The following is a 16850-nucleotide window of genomic DNA, read 5'->3' as shown; positions in this document are numbered from 1 at the left end:
GACAACTGCGGGGGTCGACTCGGTGTCGGTCAACTCAGCTCCTCGTGGATCGTCTTGCGCAGGGTCAGGGTGTCGGCTGCACTGGCGAACAGGTGCAGACGACCGAGGTCGTCGGTGCGGTTCGCGGCGTCGGCCAGCAGGTCGGCGAGATCGAAAGGGGCCCGGCGGGCGAGCAGGATCAGGACGTCGCGGACGACACGGGTGGTCGTCGACTTCGTGTACAGCGCGGTGAGCACCTTCTCGGCGAGATCACGCGGCCACGGCGCGGGGAGGGCGGCAAGCAGCGCGTCGTCGAGGATCGCGGACGCCGGCGCCTCGCGCAGGTGCATGAGCAGGACGTCGAGGGGGACGACCCGCGCGACGTCCGCGTCGACGCTGCCGTCGCGTCGCAGCAATGCGGCAGCCCACTCACCGTTGCGCTGCCGGACCGCCGCACGGCCCCACGCGGCCGTCAACGCGGTGCGGACGGTGTCGTCGACGTCGAACTCCGGCAGCACCGTGGCCCGGGCGTGCTCGTGCCACACCGACAGCGGAGCGGCCGCGACTGCCGCCATCAGCAGATCGTGGACCGGACCGTCGGAGAGACCGTCGCGGAGTGCGCTCTCGTCCGGCCGGTCGGGGACGGCGAGGGTGACGGTCGAGCCGTCGACGAGCAGCCACTGCCGCACCCGCTCGGCCATACGCTGCGCGAAGGCGGAATCCGGCAGGCGCGGAAGAAGCTCGAGCGCCACGGCGCGGACCTTGCGGCTGCGGTCGTCCAGTGCGCGTTCGAGCAGGGCTTCGTCGTGCGGGCCGAGCCTCACCGCGAGCAGGGCGAGCAACTCGGCTCGCTGGGCGGCGGTCTGCGCGCCCCACGATGCCGCGAGTGTCGCGGTGGCCGCCGCCGGGTCGTGCGTGCGGAGCGTCTCGAACCACCGGCGGCGCCGGGCGGGTGGGCCGGCGTGCCAGGGTGTGTCGTCGAGCGGGTGGGGAGGCAGCAGTTCGGCCCATTCCGGGTTGCGTGCGGCCACCCAGCGTCCCCGTGTGCCGGTGAGCGCGACGAGCCGGTCGCGGTGCACCGCGTCGGTGGTCGCGACGGTCAGCAGATCGACCACGACGTCGTGCGACGCGCGAAATCGGGCGGCCACCTCGAACCACTCGTCGAGCAGCGGGGAGCGGACGGCGAGCAGTGCGCGCAGGCGTTCGGCAGCGGCGCCGGGCAGGACGGGACGGTCGTCGTCCGGGGCCGGTGACGGCAGCTCGCGGACCACGGGCGCGGTCGCTGCGGTGAGGAAGGTCGCCTCCAGTGCGACAGCGGCGAGCAGTGTCGCCGCGGGGTCTCCGGCCAGTCGGCCCGCGGCGTCGGCCGTGTGCAGCGCGTCGAACTCGGGCGCGGAGCGTGCCGTGCCGAGAAGTGCTGCGGTCGTCAGCGATTCGGGCAACGCGGTCACCAGGTCAGCACCTGTCCTTCGGTGAACAGGGACACCGGGGTGAGAGTGGTTCCGTCCCAGTCGCCGCAGACCGTCACCGGACGGCCACCCGCGACCGTGTGCAGCCGCCAGCGGCTGTCGTCGTCTCCGGCCAGCGGCAGTGCCCGTCCGGACGGGTCGACGACGTACCAGCCGTCCTCGCTGGGGGTGGGAGTGACTGCGTCGAGCAACACGGGCCAGGTGCGCAACCACGGGTCGGACCCACGCATGCGGGCGTACTCGCCCAGCGCGGCGTCGAGTCCGGTGGCGGGCAGTGTCGTGAACGGCTCGGCCTCGCCGTGCTGCCGGCCGAGCATGGCACGCAGCGGGGCGGCGCCTGGGCAGAAGTGCAGATCGGCGTCGACGAGCGAACCCGGGAAGGGGATCGGTGTGCCGAAACGTGCTGTGCCGTGCGCGAAATCGAGAACCATGGCCCATCGGCCGCTCGATCGTCCGCGCAACCACGTCCTGCGGGTGAACATCCGGCTCTCCTCGGTGACACGCACCGCGAGGACCTGCCACCGGTCGCGCACGGCCGGTTCGGCACGCACCTCCTCGCTGCGGGTACCGAAACCGAGATGGGTCTGCAGCGAATACAGGAGCGGCCGGGGCAGTTCGTCGCGCCGCCGGTACGCGACGGCCATCAGGTGCAGACGCGCGTATTCGGTGAGCAATCTGGCGGGCCAATCCGTTTCGTCGGTCACGACGGTCGCCAGTGCGCGCAGCGCGGAGGCCGCACCGGGGGCCTGGGCATCGACCATGCGGGCGGCGATCGTCTCGTAGGTCTCGTAGCCGTGGTCGACCGCCCCGAGACCGTGCCTGATCCGGTCGGTCAGCCAGCGGTCGAGATCCTCGAGTCCTGCCGCGACCCGCTCCGCGCGACGCTGGGCGGTCGCCGGGTCGGGGGTCCTGACCGGCTCGTCGTCCGCGGGGGCGCGCAGTGCGGTGGACGCGGCGCGGGAGGCGAGCCAGCGGGTGACGGAATCGGGCGCCTTCCCGGCGGGCACGGCGCCCTCCGACCAGCACACGAGCAACGACAGGGCGTGCTTGCAGGGCAGCTTCCGGCTCGGGCACGTGCACGAGTAGGCGGGAGCCCTCGGATCGATCGCGGTGCGGTACGGCGTCGTGCCGCGGCCGCGGCACAGGCCCCACAGAGCTGCGTCGTCGTGACCGGTTTCGAGCCATGCGGAGGCGACGCCGCGCGCAGCCGTCATCGAGGACGGATCGGGTGCGACGGCGTTGATCTGCTGGAGGGTCCAGGGTGCGGTCACGAGCGTCGAAGATAGGAGACGGGTCCGACAGGAGTGGCGGGATCAGGATGTCGCACGGGTCTCCAGACGTGCGCGGATGCCGTCGACGAACAACTGCAGACCGAACTCGAACCGGACGGCGGGATCGCCGTCGAGCAGGTCGTCGTCGGCCTCGGCCGGCTGCTCGGTCGCGACATCGGGGGAGAGGGGAGCGCGGGTGAGCGCGCCGAGTTCCTCGAGCTGCGCGCGGGACTGCTCGTCGACGGTGTGGCCGAGCACGTAGTGCAGCAGCGCGTAGCCGGTGAGCTCGGCGTATGCCTGCGACAGGCCGGCACGTCCGGCGGTCCCCACGAAGGCGTCGCGGGCCCGGGAGGTGGTGAGCCGCGATGCGTAGCTCGACGCGACGAGTTCCGCGCCGTCGCGGTGAGCGAGCAGCGCGGCGCGGAAACGGTGCGCGAGTTCGGCGAGCGCGCCGTCCCAGGCGTCGCTTGCGGGAGGTTCGTCGACACCGTCGAGGATGCGGTCGGCCATAGCCCCGAGCAGGGTCTGCTTGTTCGGGAAGTGCCAGTACAGCGCGCCGGGCTGGACGCCGAGCGACGATGCGAGCTTGCGCATCGTCAGGTCGCCGAGTCCGTACTCGTCGAGGATCGCCATGGCGCCGTCGAGGACGTCGCCGCGTCGCAACTGCACTGCTTCTTCGCTCCTGATTCTCCTGCCGTCCGCGGCGGTACCGCTCCGCCGGGGATCCGAACCGATGGATTCGTGCCTTTGACACTATCGGACGGTTCGCTCTAACCTGAACGCTGTTCAATTGAACGACGTTCAAGTTCTCGCCACCCCAGGAGACGGCAGTGACCCAGGCGCCCGCCCGCACCGACATCCTCGACATCGCCCGCGACCAGGTGCTCGCCCGCGGAATCGGATTCGACCGCGACCAGACCCTCGAGGTCCTGCAGCTGCCCGACGATCGCATCGACGATCTTCTGGCGGTCGCCCACGACGTGCGCATGGCGTGGTGCGGACCGGAGGTGGAGGTCGAGGGGATCATCAGCCTCAAGACCGGCGGCTGCCCCGAGGACTGCCATTTCTGCTCACAGTCGGGCCTGTTCGCCTCCCCGGTGCGCGCCGCCCGGCTCGACATCCCGTCACTCGTCGAGGCCGCGAAGCAGACCGCGAAGACCGGAGCCACCGAATTCTGCATCGTCGCGGCCGTGCGCGGACCCGACGAACGACTCCTCGCGCAGGTCGCGGCCGGCATCGAAGCGATCCGCAACGAGGTCGACATCCAGATCGCGTGCTCGCTCGGCATGCTCACCCAGGATCAGGTCGACCGGCTCGTCGCGATGGGCGTGCACCGCTACAACCACAATCTCGAGACCGCCCGCTCACACTTCCCGAACGTCGTCACCACCCACACCTGGGAGGAGCGCTTCGAGACGCTGCGGATGGTGCGCGAGGCAGGTATGGAGGTGTGCTGCGGCGGCATTCTCGGGATGGGTGAAACCGTCGAGCAGCGAGCCGAATTCGCAGCCGACCTCGCGGCGCTCGAACCCGACGAGGTGCCGCTGAACTTCCTCAATCCGCGCCCCGGCACTCCCTTCGGGGACCTCGAGGTGCTGCCCGCCACCGAGGCGCTCAAGGCCGTGGCGGCCTTCCGGCTGGCGTTGCCGCGCACCATCCTCCGATTCGCCGGCGGCCGCGAGATCACGCTCGGCGACCTCGGCGCGCAGAAGGGGATCCTCGGCGGGATCAACGCCGTCATCGTCGGCAACTACCTCACCACGCTCGGCCGGCCCGCGGAGACCGACCTCGATCTGCTCGGCGAACTGAAGATGCCGATCAAGGCCCTGGGCGAGACGATCTGATGTTCGATCCGTTCACCGGCGAAACGATCGTCGACGGGACGGTCCGAACCCATTCCGCAGCAGTGCAGCTCGGCCTCGAACCGCCGCGGTTCTGCACGCAGTGCGGCCGGCGGATGATCGTGCAGATCGCACCGGACGGATGGTGGGCGCGGTGTTCGCGCCACGGGACCGTCGACTCCGTGATGAGCGAACAGCGGTGACGAGCGAACAGCGGTGACGAGTGGCAGCGCTCACGAATCGTCGCCGGACTCCCCGGGGTAGGTGACCACGCCATCGGGACCCACCGAGGGCGTCGCACCCCACTGTCCCAGTTCGTGCGGGCGCGGTGTCGCGTTGTTGACGAGATGGACGACGGCCCATCCCCGCGCGGTGAGGGTGTTCGCGATCAACAGGCGGTGACAGCGCCAGGGCATCGGCTCACCGCACATGATGGCGACGTGCCGGTGCTCGGCCAGTTCGGTGAGGCGTCGCAGTCCGGCCTCGAAGTCGTCGGTGAGCGTGTAATCGGCGTAGTTCTTGAAACTCGCGTTCTTCCATCCCGCATTGATCGCCGGATCGACGTCCTTCCGTTTCGGCCGCCTGCCACCGAGTTCGGTGAGGTGCAGGTAGCCGATCCCGGCGCTGTCGAGCCAGGACGGCATCTCGTCGGCGTCGAACTGCGGGCTGCGGCGTGAGCCGGGCATCTTCCGTACGTCGACGACGACGTCGATGTCCGCCGAAGTCAGTGTGTCGAGCAGGACGGACTGCGGACACGTCCAGTGGCCGATGGTCCACAGGACACGGGAGTCGGCACTCATGGTGCCCATCGTCTCATCTCGTGTGCGTCACCCACGCGTAGTTTCTCGGCTCCGTCGCGCTCCGGTCGGGACCACCTGATCTGGGTCCACCGGACACATGGTTCGCACATTCCGGATCGCGGATCGTTCCCCACTCACGGATTCCGGTGCCGGTACGGGGTCCTCCGCGGCCCGGCTCACCGATTCCCATTCGAGCCAGGTGGCGACCTTCTCCCGGGTGGCGGCCACGGCCGCGTCCAGGACGGCGCTGCCCAGGACGATGCGTCGCGGCGGTCGGTCGGCGTCGACGACCGCGAGGAGTGCCCGCGCGGCCAGGGCGGGGTGGCTGTCGATGCTCGTGGACGCGCTCTGCTTCTCGAGCTCGGCTCGCAGGGAGTCGTAGTCCGATCGCGGAGTGCTCACCGTCATGGTGCTGTAGAGATCGGTCCAGTAGCCGCCCGGCTCGACGATCGTCACGTCGACGCCGAAATGCGCGGCCTCGACGGCCAGTGCTTCGCTGAGTCCCTCGAGGGCGAACTTGCTCGCGCTGTAGAGCCCTGTGCCGGGCCCGCTCAGTACGCCCCCGATGCTCGAGATCTGCACGAGATGCCCGCGTCCTCGACCGCGGAAGGCCGCCATGGCGGCCTGGCTGACCCACATCGCTCCGAAGAAGTTCGTCTCGAACTGCGCACGCGCCTGCTCCTCGGTGAACTCCTCGACGAATCCGTAGGCCATGGTGCCCGCATTGTCGACGACGATGTCGATGCCTCCGAAACGGTCGCGCGCCCTGTCGAAAGTGGCGAACACCGCCGTGCGGTCGGTGACGTCGGCCGGGAGCCGGAGGAGGCGCCCCGGATCCCGGGGGAGATCGGCCGACCCGATCGATCGTGAGACGGCCACGACGTTGTCACCGCTCGACAGCGCGGCGCGGACGAACTCCCTGCCCAGGCCGCGGCTCGCGCCGGTGATCAACCAGGTGCGGGGACGCATGCCGGGGGTGGCGGGGTACGCGGTCGTCGGTCGGATCGTCATGCATACCTCCTGATCGATACGAGACGGTCCGTCTCGTTCATCCGAGAATGACCCTTCGAGGGATGTCTGTCAAGACGCAACGTCTCGTCTCGATGCGATATCGTCGACCCATGCCCGCGCGCCCCGAACCCGGAAACTCCCGGCGGAACCCCGCCTCGCGGAAAGCGATCCTCGATGCCGCTTTCGACTTGGTCGCCGAGGTCGGCTACTCGAAACTCGGTATCGAGGCGATCGCCGTCCGGGCCGGCGTGGGGAAGCAGACGATCTATCGCTGGTGGCCGTCGAAAGGAGCCGTGCTCCTCGATGCGTATCTGGCGCACACGCAGGGCGATGCCGGGGACGAGGCGGCGCTGCCCGACACCGGCGACCTCCGCGCGGACCTCATCGCGGTGCTGCAGGCCACCGTGGCGGAGCTGCAGGACCCCAAGTTCGCCGTCCCGCTGCGCGCATTGACCGTCGCGGTGCTCGAAGACCCCGAACTCGCAGCGGAATACGAATGCCGCCTCGACACGCCGATGCGGGAGATGAAGAAGGCCAGGCTCCGGGCCGCGCAGAGTGCGGGGCAACTGCCGGACGACCTCGATCTCGATGTCGCCGTGGACATGCTGTTCGCCCCTGTCGCCCAGAAATGGTCGGCCACCGGCGAACCCCCGTCGAACGACTACGTCCGCACTCTGGTCGAGACCGTCCTCTCCGGCCTGACGCGTCCGTCCGAGGGCATCCCGTCCGCGAGCATGTAACGCACGATTCCTCCTGTCCGACACACACGTCGGAATCACATGACGATCAGGGGAGGGGCACCATGGGTTCGGTCGACGTTCTGGAATGGATCCGCGAAGGTTATCTGGCGGGCGATCCGCTGCGCTCGGCGTTGTTCGTCGGCTCGGCCTTCCTGACGATGCCGCTGCAGTTGCTCGAGGTCATCCTGGGCCGGCCTTTCTGACCTCCTCGGGGAGGTTCACACCGGTGGACGCAGGGCGGCGAATTCGTCCGTCACGCGCAGCCGGGAGTCGGTGAAGCGGTAGAGCGCCGGGGGCCGGCCTCCCGCTTTTCCGGAGGGTGCGGTGTTGCCGGTGCGGGTGAGCACGTTCCGCCGCGCCAGCACCCGCTGAAGATTGGTGGCATCCACTTCGTATCCCAGTGCCGCGCAATAGATGTCGCGCAGAGTCGACATGGAGAACTCCGCCGGCGCGAGGCCGAACGCGATGTTCGTGTACGACAGCTTCGCGGCCAGGCGCGCATGGGCGTTCGTCACCATCACTCCGTGGTCGAAGGACATGTCGGGAAGATCCGAGACCGGATGCCAGGCGGTGTCGGACGGCAGTTGAGGATCCGAGGTCAGGGGGATCAGACCGAGATAGGTCGACGCGATGGTGCGCGGACCCGGCACGCGCGTCGGGTCGGAGAAGACCGACAACTGCTCGAGATGCGCGACCTTGCGGACGTCGACCTTCTCCGCCAGCTGGCGCCGGGCCGACGTCGTGAGGTCCTCGTCGCTGCGTAGTCGTCCGCCGGGGAGCGACCATGTGCCGGCCTGTGGATCGAGCGCCCGCTGCCACAGCAACACCCCGAGTTCGGGCTCGCCGCGGAAGGCTCCCGAGGCGTCCGGGAAGTGCCGAACCTGGAACACGGCGATGAGCACTTCGTGACGGGTGTTACCATGTGTCATGTTTTCGATCCTAAGTCGAAAACCTCGAACACGGAAATTCCGGTACAACCCGCCGGGATGACACCCTCGAAGGAGCAAGGCCATGACCACGACCGAGTGGGCGGGAGCCTCCACCATCGTCGACGGCCCCGGCGGTTACACGGGCGTCGAGGCGACGCCGGAGTGGGCCGAGGAGGTCCGTCGGTTGGCCCGTGAGCGCAACGCCACGCTGCTCGCGCACAACTACCAGCTTCCCGCGATCCAGGACGTCGCCGATCACGTCGGCGACTCGCTCGCGCTCTCGCGTATCGCCGCCGAGGCCGAGGAGGACACCATCGTCTTCTGCGGTGTGCACTTCATGGCCGAGACCGCGAAGATCCTCAGCCCGAACAAGACGGTGCTCATCCCGGACGAGCGAGCCGGCTGCTCGCTCGCCGACTCGATCACCGCCGACCAGCTGCGCGAGTGGAAGGCCGACCACCCCGACGCCGTGGTGGTCTCGTACGTCAACACCACCGCCGAGGTCAAAGGCCTGACCGACATCTGCTGCACCTCGTCGAACGCCGTCGACGTCGTGGCGTCCATCGACCCCGACCGCGAGGTGTTGTTCCTGCCCGACCAGTTCCTCGGCGCCCACGTCAAGCGCGTCACCGGTCGCGAGAACATGCACATCTGGGCCGGAGAGTGCCACGTGCACGCCGGCATCAACGGCGACGAACTCGCCGCCCAGGCCAAGGCGCACCCCGACGCCGACCTGTTCGTCCACCCCGAATGCGGCTGCGCGACATCGGCGCTCTACCTCGCCGGGGAGGGCTTCGTGCCCGACGACAAGGTCAAGATCCTGTCCACCGGCGGCATGATCGACGCCGCCCGTGAGACGGGGGCGAAGCAGGTCCTCGTCGCCACCGAGGTCGGCATGTTGCATCAGCTCCGCAAGGCCGCGCCCGGCATCGACTTCCAGGCCGTCAACGACCGCGCGTCGTGCCCCTACATGAAGATGATCACTCCCGCCGCGCTGCTGCGCTGCCTGCAGGAGGGACGCGACGAGGTCCACGTCGAGGCCGACGTCGCCGAGCGGGCCCGCCTGTCGGTGCAGCGCATGATCGCCATCGGCAACCCGGGCAGCGGCGAGTGACCACCTCCATCACGGTCGCGTGGGAGGACCACGCCGACCTGGTGGTCGTCGGGGGTGGTGTCGCCGGCCTCACGGCCGCGCGCGCCGCCTCCCGACGTGGCGCGCGTGTGCTCACGGTGAGCAAGGGTGGCCCCACCGACACGGCCACCCAGTACGCCCAGGGCGGTATCGCCGTGGTGGCGCCGGTGGGCGACAGCGTCGACGCCCACGTGGCCGACACCCTCGCCGCGGGCGGGGGGCTGTGCGAGGAGGACGCGGTGCGCTCGATCGTCACCGCCGGTCCCGATGCGGTCACCGCACTGCGCGATCTCGGTGCGGTCTTCGACACCGGGGGTGACGGCGACATCGCCCGCACCCGCGAGGGAGGGCACAGCACCCGCCGCATCATCCACGCCGGTGGCGACGCGACCGGCGCCGAGGTGCAGCGCGCCCTCGGCGCGGCGGCACAACGCGCTCTCGGCGCGGCGGGCCTGCCCGTCCTGTTCGGTGCCGCCGCTGCCCGCGTGCTCACCGACGACCGTGGTGTCACCGGACTTCTGGTCCTCGACGGCCGCGGCTTCGGCATCGTCCACGCGCCGGCCGTGCTCCTCGCGACCGGGGGCCTCGGGCAACTGTACGCGTGCAGTACGAATCCGCCCGGTGCCACCGCCGACGGTGTCGCGCTGGCCCTGACCGCCGGTGCCGGGGTCGCCGACCTCGAGTTCGTCCAGTTCCATCCGACCGTGCTGTTCGCCGAAGGCGGCACCGGACGGCGGCCGCTCATCAGCGAAGCGGTGCGCGGCGAGGGTGCACGCCTCGTCGACTCCCGCGGTCGCTCGATCACCGAGGGCGTGCACCCGCTCGGCGACCTCGCGCCTCGCGACGTCGTCTCGCGGGCCATCGCCGAGCGTCTCACCGCGCTCGGTGAGGATCACGTCTACCTCGACGCTCGTCACCTCGGCGGGTTCGCTACCCGATTCCCGACCATCACGGCGATGTGCGCCGACGCAGGCCTCGATCCCGCCCGGGATCTGCTGCCCGTCGCTCCCGCCGCGCACTACTCGTGCGGGGGTGTCGTCACCGACGTGCACGGCCGCACCCGCATTCCCGGCTTGTACGCGGCGGGCGAAGTGGCGCGCACCGGCCTGCACGGCGCGAACCGGCTCGCCTCCAACAGCCTTCTCGAAGGACTCGTGCTCGGAGAGAGGGCGGGAGCGGCTGCGGTTCTCGAGCGGGCCGGGCTGCGCTCCGAGTCCACCGGCATTCCCGGTGTCGTCTCGGCCGTGTGCGACCGCGCGCGTCTGCAACACCTCATGACGCGGCACGCGCTCGTCGTGCGCGACGCCGACGGGCTGGCCACTGCCGCAGTCGAACTCGACGGCGCGAGCACGACCGGACCGTGCGCCGACGCGGATCGGCTCGAGGACGCGGCGCTCACCGTCACCGCGCGGGCACTGCTGCTCGCGGCTCGGCGCCGCACCGAGTCGCGGGGATGTCACACCCGCAGCGACCACCGGGACACCGACCCCGCGCAGGCCCGCAGCCTCGAACTACGCCTCGATGGAAACGGCGAGTTGTCCTTCACCACACCGGAACTGACAGGAGTCAACTGAGATGACCACCGTGCTGCCCGACGGACTCGACCTCGCCGAAACCCGCGAGCTGGTCCGGAAGGCACTCGACGAGGACCTGCGCTACGGGCCGGACGTCACCACCGACGCCACCGTGCCCGCCGACGCCGTCGCCACCGCCTCGGTGGTCGCGCGGCAGGCCGGCACCCTCGCCGGTCTCGACGTCGGGCTGCTCGTCCTCGACGAGGTCATCGGCGCCGATCACTACCGCGTGCTCGACCGCAGGTCCGACGGTGAGCGGGTGTTGCCCGGGGATTCGGTCCTGACCGTCGAGGCGCCGACCCGTGGTCTGCTCACCGCCGAGCGCACGATGCTCAACCTCCTGTGTCACCTGTCGGGCATCGCCACGGCCACCTCGCACTGGGTCGATGCGGTGACGGGCACCGAAGCGAAGATCCGCGACAGCCGCAAGACCCTGCCGGGAATGCGCGCGCTGCAGAAGTACGCGGTACGGATGGGGGGCGGTGTCAACCATCGCATGGGACTCGGCGACGAGGCACTGATCAAGGACAACCACGTCGCCGCGGCGGGCTCGGTGGTCGCCGCGCTGCGCGCCGTCCGGGACCATGCTCCCGACATCGCGTGCGAAGTGGAGGTCGACACCCTCGAGCAGTTCGACGAGGTACTCGCCGAGAACGTCGAGTTGATCCTGCTCGACAACTTCCCCCTGTGGCAGACGCAGATCGCGGTGCAGCGGCGCAACACCCACGCGCCGAAGACGCGGCTCGAATCCTCCGGCGGCCTGTCCCTCGACGTCGCCGCGGACTACGCACGCACGGGCGTCGACTTCCTCGCGGTGGGCGCGCTCACCCATTCGGTGACCGTGCTCGACTTCGGGCTGGACATGTAGTGCGTAGATCGCGTGTCGCCGGACGGGCGACTCGGACGCGGCACCGGAATATTCGTCGGTGAGACGGTCCCCTTGCTCGCGTCTTCTGAGGTAGAACTGACACACATCGACGTGCCGGGACCGGTCACGTGGGGGCGGGCTCCGGTGGTGGCCGGTGCCGTGTGGGGGAGGAAGACAGAAACGCGATGCGGTTACCGATGGCACCGACCGACTCGATGTTCCTGCTCGGCGAGTCGCGCGATCACCCGATGCATGTCGGCGGTCTCCTTCTGTTCCAGCCGCCGGAAGGCAAGGACGCGAGCGACCTGCGATCGATGTTCGCCGAGGCGCTCGCCCGTGAGGAACCCGCCGGGCCGCTGTGGTGCAAGCGGCCCACCCGCTCGCTGTTCACCCTCGGGCAATGGGCCTGGGAGGACGATCCGCGTTTCTCGATCGACTACCACGTCCGGTTCAACGCGCTGCCGTCCCCGGGCACGATGGACGATCTGTGGGAACTCGTCTCCCGCCTGCACGCCTCGCTGCTCGACCGCACGCGACCACTGTGGGAGATGCATCTGATCGAAGGGCTGGCAGACGGTCGCTACGCCCTGTACGTGAAGATCCACCACGCGCTCGCCGACGGGGTGGGGGCCATGCGTCTGATGCGCCGCGCGCTCAGCACCGACCCGGAACGCACCGACATGCCGGCGCCGTGGGCGGTCGACGACGCCCGGTCGCCGAGCCGCTCGGCGATGGGTACCGCGATCGGGTTCCCCGGTGCGGTCGTCCGTGCGGCGACCGGCGTGGTGAACGACGCGGTGAACGTGGTGTCCGAGGCGATGGCTCTGGTCCCGGCGCTCGTCGGCACCGTCGACCGGGCACTGCACAATCGCGGGGGTTCGTTGTCGCTGGGCGCTCCGAACACCATCCTCAACCGTCAGATCTCCGGATCGCGCAGGTTCGCGGCCCGGTCGTGGCCGATCGAACGCCTGCGCATGGTGGCCAAGGCGGCCGACGCGACACTCAACGACGTCGTCCTCGAACTGTCGGGTGGGGCTCTGCGGGCGTTCCTCACCGAACACGATGCGCTGCCGGACGATTCGCTGGTCGCCATGGTTCCGGTGTCGTTGCGCCAGAGCACGAACTCGTCGGGCAACGAGATCGGCATTCTCATGTGCACGCTCGGCACGCAGTGCGCCGACCCGGTGGAACGGCTTGCGCGCGTGCGGGGTTCGATGATCGAGGGCAAGCATGCGATGAATTCGATGTCGAAGCTCGGTCGTCTCGCGACGAGCGCGGTGGGCGTGGCACCCCTTGCGGTGGGGGTGCTCACCGGCAACCGGGCGCTCCCACGTCCGCCGTTCAACGTGATCGTCTCGAACGTGCCGGGACCCGATTCGCCGCTGTACTGGAACGGCGCCCGCGTCGACGCGTTGTATCCGCTGTCGGTGCCCGTCGACGGACAGGCGCTGAACATCACGTGCACGAGTACCGACGACGAGATCGCCTTCGGGCTGACGGCGTGCGGCCGCACGGTGCCGGACCTCGCCCGGCTGCTCGATCACCTCGACGACGAACTCGGGGCCCTGGAATCCGCTCTCGGAGTCCGGGTGGAGGTCGACGACGAGGGGAGCGGGGAGGGCGACGCCGGGAACGACTGACCGCGTCGTTTCGAGAATCGTCGCGCCGCATCGCCGAACGGCCCGGGACGAGTCAGGACGTCGCCGCCACGCGGCGGGCGTGCGGCGTCCACACTTCGGTGAGGGTGCGGCGGCCGATGAACAGCCCGATGTGACCGGCATCGGCGACGGTGGTGGTGATCCTCTGCGGCGGGGTCGACACGTACTCCGCGAGCGCGGTGACCTGCCGGGGAGTCGCGATCGGGTCGGCGGAGCCGGCGATCAGATGGACCGGGCAGTCGACGGCCGCGAGATCGACGACGCGTCCCTCGGCCCTCAGTGTGCCGACGACGAGTTCGTTGCCCACGAACAGGTGGCGCATGATCCATGCGCGGAACGCCGAGGGGATCTCCTGTTTCCAGGCGAACCAGTGTCGTTCGGCTTCCCAACGCGCGACCTCGTCGGGGTCGTCGAGCAGGCCGAGCAGCGTCATCGCACGCTCGATCTCGCCGATCGGGTCCGTGGTCGGCATCCCCACGGCCCGCGCCGCCCCGTACCAGAAGTCGATCGTCGAGGCCGCCGCCGTGCGGGGCGCATGGGCCAGCACCGACAGCGCGGGCTGGTCGACGTGGAAGTCGATCGGTGCCCCCGCCACGGTCAACGAGTGCACGGTCCCGGGGTGCAGCGCCGCGTAGACGGTGCCGAGCCACCCGCCCTGGCTGTCGCCGATCAGGTTCACCCTGCCGCCGAGATGAGCGACGGCGTCGGCCACGACGGCCAGATGCTCGTCGATCGAGCAATCGTCCGTGGCGGTGGTCGCGGGCGCCCAATCGAGACAGTGCAGACGGGTGAGACCGCCGGCTCTGAGCGCTTCGACCTGACTGCGGTCGGCGGAATGGTCGACGATGCACGAATGGGTGCCGGCCTGCGGCGGCAGCAGCAGCGTCGGGATCTCGTCGCGTGCGGGGTCGGAGGTGCTGCAATCACGCAGACCGCCGAGGGACCACCGGCGCACCACCGGCCAGTCCGTGGTCCAGCGTGGCAGCGTGGCCGAGGTCAGTGCCCGGCTGTACCGGTTCGCGTCGGAGACCAACGTGCACGGTGTGGCGCCGCGTCGTACGAGGCCGGCGAGATAGGCGCTCCAACCGGCGATCGCCGCGGTCCCGAGACGAATCGGGGCCGCGGCGATCCTGGCGGGTGTCAGTGACTGCATGCACTGCACCGGAGAACGCCCGCTGATGCGGTGTTCGGGTTCGACAACTGCATCGAGGGAGTCGTCGATTACTTGAGGAGGTCGCGAGCGGTGCTCGTGACGGTGGTGGTGAGCTCGCGAGCGAAGGAGACCTGAGCCTTGGTGAGCTCGGCGACCCACTCGACGGGGGTGGCCTCGGCGACCTTCTCCTGCAGATCCAGGATGCTCGAGACGGCCTTCTCGTAGGTGTCGACGCCGAGGTTCCCGCTCTGCTTCGCAGCGTCGATGAACTTCGCGTTGAACTCCTGGAAGCGCTCGGTGGCCTCGTCGACGGTCCTGGTGAACTCGGTGGCGGCCTTGTCGGCGACCGCGGCGGCCGTCGAGGTCAGCTTCTCGGCCGACTGCTGGGCCGTTGCGGTGGCCTCGGTGGCGGCCTTCGTGGCGGCTTCGGTGGCCTTGGTGCCGGCGTTCGCGGCGGTGGTCTTGGTCGGTGCGGTCATGATGTGTACCTTCCGTGGGCGCTCGTGACGGGAGCGGAACTTCCCCTGTGGGGTGCGCTCGGATCGGCGCTGTTAGCAGGTTAGCAAGACGATAGCTAACTCGCAATATCACTCGAAGACATAGGTGCCCGGCGCATCGCACAGGGGCGGATGCTGCGCGCTGCCCATCGCCGGCGGCGCGACGAGGTCACCGGCACGCTTCGCCGACCATGCCGTCCAGTCCTCCCACCACGAACCGGTGGTGCGGGTGGTCTTCTCGGCCCAGGCCTTCGGATCCTCGGGCAGCTTCGGCAGCTCGTCTGCGTCGGGGGTGCCGACGGCGTCGAACCACGCCTTCGGGCTCGGGGGATTGACCGCGCCGGCCACGTGGCCGCCGCTGGTCAGCACGTACCGGACCGAGCCACCGAGCAACCCCGTGGCCTTGTACGACGAGGTCCACGGCACGATGTGATCGTTGATCGCGCCGACCACGTAGGTATCGCACGTGATGTCCGAGAGGTCGAGGACCTCGCCGTCGAGCTCGTACACACCGCGCGCGAGCTCGTTGCGTCCGTACAGCGACCGCAGGTAATGCGAGTGCATCTTCGCCGGCATACGGGTGCTGTCCTCGTTCCACGCGAGGATGTCGAAGGCGGCGGGCTTCTCGCCCTTCATCCATCGCGATACCCAGTAGTTGAAGATCAGATCCCGCGCGCGGATCATGTCGAAACTGCCGGCCATCTCGTTATCCGAGAGGAAGCCCTGCCTGCTCATCCGGAACTCGACGCGGTCGAGCGTCGCCGGGTCGGTGAGCAGTGCCAGCTCGCCGACCTCGCTGTAGTCGAGGAGCGTGTTGAGCATGGTGAACGCGCTGATCCGCTCGTCGCCGAGCTTGCCCATCCGGGCCGCCGTCATCGCCGCCATCGCGCCACCGAGGCAGATCGAGAGCACCTCGATTCGTGACGACCCGGTGATCTCCTCGACGACGTCGAGTGCCGCCGAAACACCCTGCCGGTAGTAGTCGTCCATCGTGATCTCGTGCATCGACTCGTCCGGGTTACGGTACGAGATCGCGAACACGGTGCGGTTGTGCTGCACGGCCCACTCGATGAGGCTGCGCTGCGGCGCGAGATCGAGGATGTAGTACTTGTTGATCCACGGCGGCGCGGCCAGGATCGGGATCTCGTGCACCTCGCCGGTCTGTGGCGCGTACTGGATGACCTCGATCAGGTCGTTGCGGAAGACGACCGTGCCCGGGGTCGCGGCCATGTTCTCGCCGAGAGTGAACGCCTCCCGGTCGACCTTGAGCGGCAGGCCCTTCCGGTGCACGACATCCTCGACGGCGTACTTCGCGCCGCGGAACAGGCTCGCTCCACCGGTGTCGAGCGCGCGCACGAGCACACCCGGGTTGATGAGGAAGTTCGACGGCGCGAGCGCGTCGAACATCAGATTCGCGAACTGGCGTGCCTTGCCGTCCTGGACCGGGTCACCTGCGCCGGCGTCGGCGAGATCCTCGACGTATTCGCGGGTGGCGAGATAACTCTGCAGTAGTGAGAAGTAGGCAGGATTCTCCTTCCACGCGGCGTCGGAGAACCGGCGATCCTTCGGATCCGGGGCGACCGGGGCCTGAGGATCGCGGGCACTCCACACGCGCGTCGCCGCCGCCGGGATGTTCGCCAGACGGTAGGCGTAGTCCGTGGTCGCCTCCGCCACGGCCCGCGGATTCTTCGCGGCGCGACCGGCGACCGAAGCGACGGCCGGGCCCCAGCCGATCGGGTCGAGCGAGGAAGTGAGCTTCTTCTGCAGATGGTTGAGCACCGAGCAACTCCAGAACTGGGTGGATGGTCCGGAGCCGAGATTGACACCGCCCACGAGGGCGCGCACCTTACCCCCAGGTACGTGCTACCTGCATGTTCGTCGCACATGCCGCGAAATCGGGCTGACCTGGATTGCTGCGTGACGAACAG

17 protein-coding genes are annotated in these 16850 nt (G+C 69.4%); 8 read left to right on the top strand and 9 right to left on the bottom strand.

Going from position 1 to position 16850, the window contains the following annotated elements:
• Nucleotides 1-29: 29 nt before the first annotated feature.
• The 3 genes from EQ874_RS05545 to EQ874_RS05535 are packed head-to-tail and all read right to left on the bottom strand — an operon-like array spanning nucleotide 30 to nucleotide 3388.
• Nucleotides 30-1430, bottom strand: coding sequence for a DUF5691 domain-containing protein (locus EQ874_RS05545; protein WP_129976155.1), 1401 nt, complete (start codon nucleotides 1428-1430; stop codon nucleotides 30-32).
• A complete protein-coding gene (locus tag EQ874_RS23350) occupies nucleotides 1427-2719 on the bottom strand; it encodes an SWIM zinc finger family protein (protein ID WP_129976153.1) in 1293 nt (430 codons plus the stop codon). The genes EQ874_RS05545 and EQ874_RS23350 overlap by 4 nt, the downstream gene beginning before the upstream one ends.
• 42 nt (nucleotides 2720-2761) lie before the next feature.
• The gene (locus tag EQ874_RS05535) at nucleotides 2762-3388 is read right to left on the bottom strand and encodes a TetR/AcrR family transcriptional regulator C-terminal domain-containing protein (RefSeq protein WP_129976151.1); all 627 of its coding nucleotides are present in this window, start codon (nucleotides 3386-3388) and stop codon (nucleotides 2762-2764) included.
• Between the two features lie 161 nt (nucleotides 3389-3549).
• Here EQ874_RS05535 and bioB point away from each other — a divergent pair, with 161 nt between their 5' ends.
• Together bioB and EQ874_RS05525 are read left to right on the top strand one after the other, a co-directional pair.
• On the top strand, nucleotides 3550-4563 hold the full coding sequence (bioB, locus tag EQ874_RS05530; RefSeq protein ID WP_016934226.1) for a biotin synthase BioB: 1014 nt from the start codon (nucleotides 3550-3552) through the stop codon (nucleotides 4561-4563).
• On the top strand, nucleotides 4563-4763 hold the full coding sequence (locus tag EQ874_RS05525) for a hypothetical protein (RefSeq protein WP_064062949.1): 201 nt from the start codon (nucleotides 4563-4565) through the stop codon (nucleotides 4761-4763). The genes bioB and EQ874_RS05525 overlap by 1 nt, the downstream gene beginning before the upstream one ends.
• Before the next feature lie 30 nt (nucleotides 4764-4793).
• Here the strand turns inward: EQ874_RS05525 and EQ874_RS05520 are convergent, their stop codons facing one another.
• Both EQ874_RS05520 and EQ874_RS05515 read right to left on the bottom strand, forming a co-directional pair.
• Nucleotides 4794-5360 carry a DUF488 domain-containing protein gene (locus EQ874_RS05520; RefSeq protein WP_026003309.1) on the bottom strand — a complete coding sequence of 189 codons (567 nt, stop codon included), beginning with the start codon at nucleotides 5358-5360 and terminating at the stop codon, nucleotides 4794-4796.
• Nucleotides 5361-5387: 27 nt separating this feature from the next.
• Nucleotides 5388-6371: an SDR family NAD(P)-dependent oxidoreductase gene (locus tag EQ874_RS05515; RefSeq protein WP_129976149.1), complete on the bottom strand. Its 984-nt coding sequence runs from the start codon at nucleotides 6369-6371 to the stop codon at nucleotides 5388-5390.
• A gap of 110 nt (nucleotides 6372-6481) precedes the next feature.
• On the opposite strand from EQ874_RS05515, the gene EQ874_RS05510 reads away from it, so the two are divergent.
• Together EQ874_RS05510 and EQ874_RS22860 are read left to right on the top strand one after the other, a co-directional pair.
• Nucleotides 6482-7111 carry a TetR/AcrR family transcriptional regulator gene (locus EQ874_RS05510; RefSeq protein WP_129976147.1) on the top strand — a complete coding sequence of 210 codons (630 nt, stop codon included), beginning with the start codon at nucleotides 6482-6484 and terminating at the stop codon, nucleotides 7109-7111.
• 62 nt (nucleotides 7112-7173) lie between these two features.
• Nucleotides 7174-7314 (top strand): hypothetical protein, encoded by a 141-nt coding sequence (locus tag EQ874_RS22860; RefSeq protein ID WP_016934221.1) that lies wholly within the window; start codon nucleotides 7174-7176, stop codon nucleotides 7312-7314.
• A 15-nt stretch (nucleotides 7315-7329) separates the two neighbouring features.
• On the opposite strand, the gene EQ874_RS05505 is transcribed toward EQ874_RS22860, so the two are convergent.
• Nucleotides 7330-8040, bottom strand: a complete 711-nt coding sequence (locus EQ874_RS05505) for an NUDIX domain-containing protein (protein ID WP_064062953.1) — start codon at nucleotides 8038-8040, stop codon at nucleotides 7330-7332.
• An 82-nt stretch (nucleotides 8041-8122) separates the two neighbouring features.
• Between EQ874_RS05505 and nadA the strand changes: the two genes are divergently transcribed.
• From nadA to EQ874_RS05485, 4 genes are all read left to right on the top strand, one after another.
• Nucleotides 8123-9154 carry a quinolinate synthase NadA gene (gene nadA / locus EQ874_RS05500; RefSeq protein ID WP_064062954.1) on the top strand — a complete coding sequence of 344 codons (1032 nt, stop codon included), beginning with the start codon at nucleotides 8123-8125 and terminating at the stop codon, nucleotides 9152-9154.
• The gene (locus EQ874_RS05495; RefSeq protein WP_129976145.1) at nucleotides 9151-10746 is read left to right on the top strand and encodes an L-aspartate oxidase; all 1596 of its coding nucleotides are present in this window, start codon (nucleotides 9151-9153) and stop codon (nucleotides 10744-10746) included. The genes nadA and EQ874_RS05495 overlap by 4 nt, the downstream gene beginning before the upstream one ends.
• 1 nt (nucleotide 10747) lies before the next feature.
• Nucleotides 10748-11614, top strand: coding sequence for a carboxylating nicotinate-nucleotide diphosphorylase (gene nadC / locus EQ874_RS05490; RefSeq protein ID WP_129976143.1), 867 nt, complete (start codon nucleotides 10748-10750; stop codon nucleotides 11612-11614).
• 197 nt (nucleotides 11615-11811) lie between these two features.
• Nucleotides 11812-13254: a wax ester/triacylglycerol synthase family O-acyltransferase gene (locus EQ874_RS05485; RefSeq protein WP_129976141.1), complete on the top strand. Its 1443-nt coding sequence runs from the start codon at nucleotides 11812-11814 to the stop codon at nucleotides 13252-13254.
• Nucleotides 13255-13306: 52 nt separating this feature from the next.
• Here the strand turns inward: EQ874_RS05485 and EQ874_RS05480 are convergent, their stop codons facing one another.
• From EQ874_RS05480 to EQ874_RS05470, 3 genes are all read right to left on the bottom strand, one after another.
• Nucleotides 13307-14425: an alpha/beta fold hydrolase gene (locus EQ874_RS05480; protein ID WP_129976139.1), complete on the bottom strand. Its 1119-nt coding sequence runs from the start codon at nucleotides 14423-14425 to the stop codon at nucleotides 13307-13309.
• A gap of 68 nt (nucleotides 14426-14493) precedes the next feature.
• Complete coding sequence (locus EQ874_RS05475) at nucleotides 14494-14904, bottom strand: hypothetical protein (RefSeq protein WP_129976137.1); 411 nt, start codon at nucleotides 14902-14904, stop codon at nucleotides 14494-14496.
• 108 nt (nucleotides 14905-15012) lie between these two features.
• Entirely contained in the window at nucleotides 15013-16755 is a 1743-nt protein-coding gene (locus EQ874_RS05470) for an alpha/beta fold hydrolase (protein ID WP_242496660.1), read from the bottom strand.
• Between the last annotated feature and the right edge of the window lie 95 nt (nucleotides 16756-16850).

This window comes from Rhodococcus sp. Q1 (assembly GCF_004153645.1).
Lineage (GTDB): Bacteria > Actinomycetota > Actinomycetes > Mycobacteriales > Mycobacteriaceae > Rhodococcus > Rhodococcus gordoniae.
Note: the sequence above shows the minus strand (reverse complement) of the source record. Positions and strands in the feature narration are given on the sequence as shown.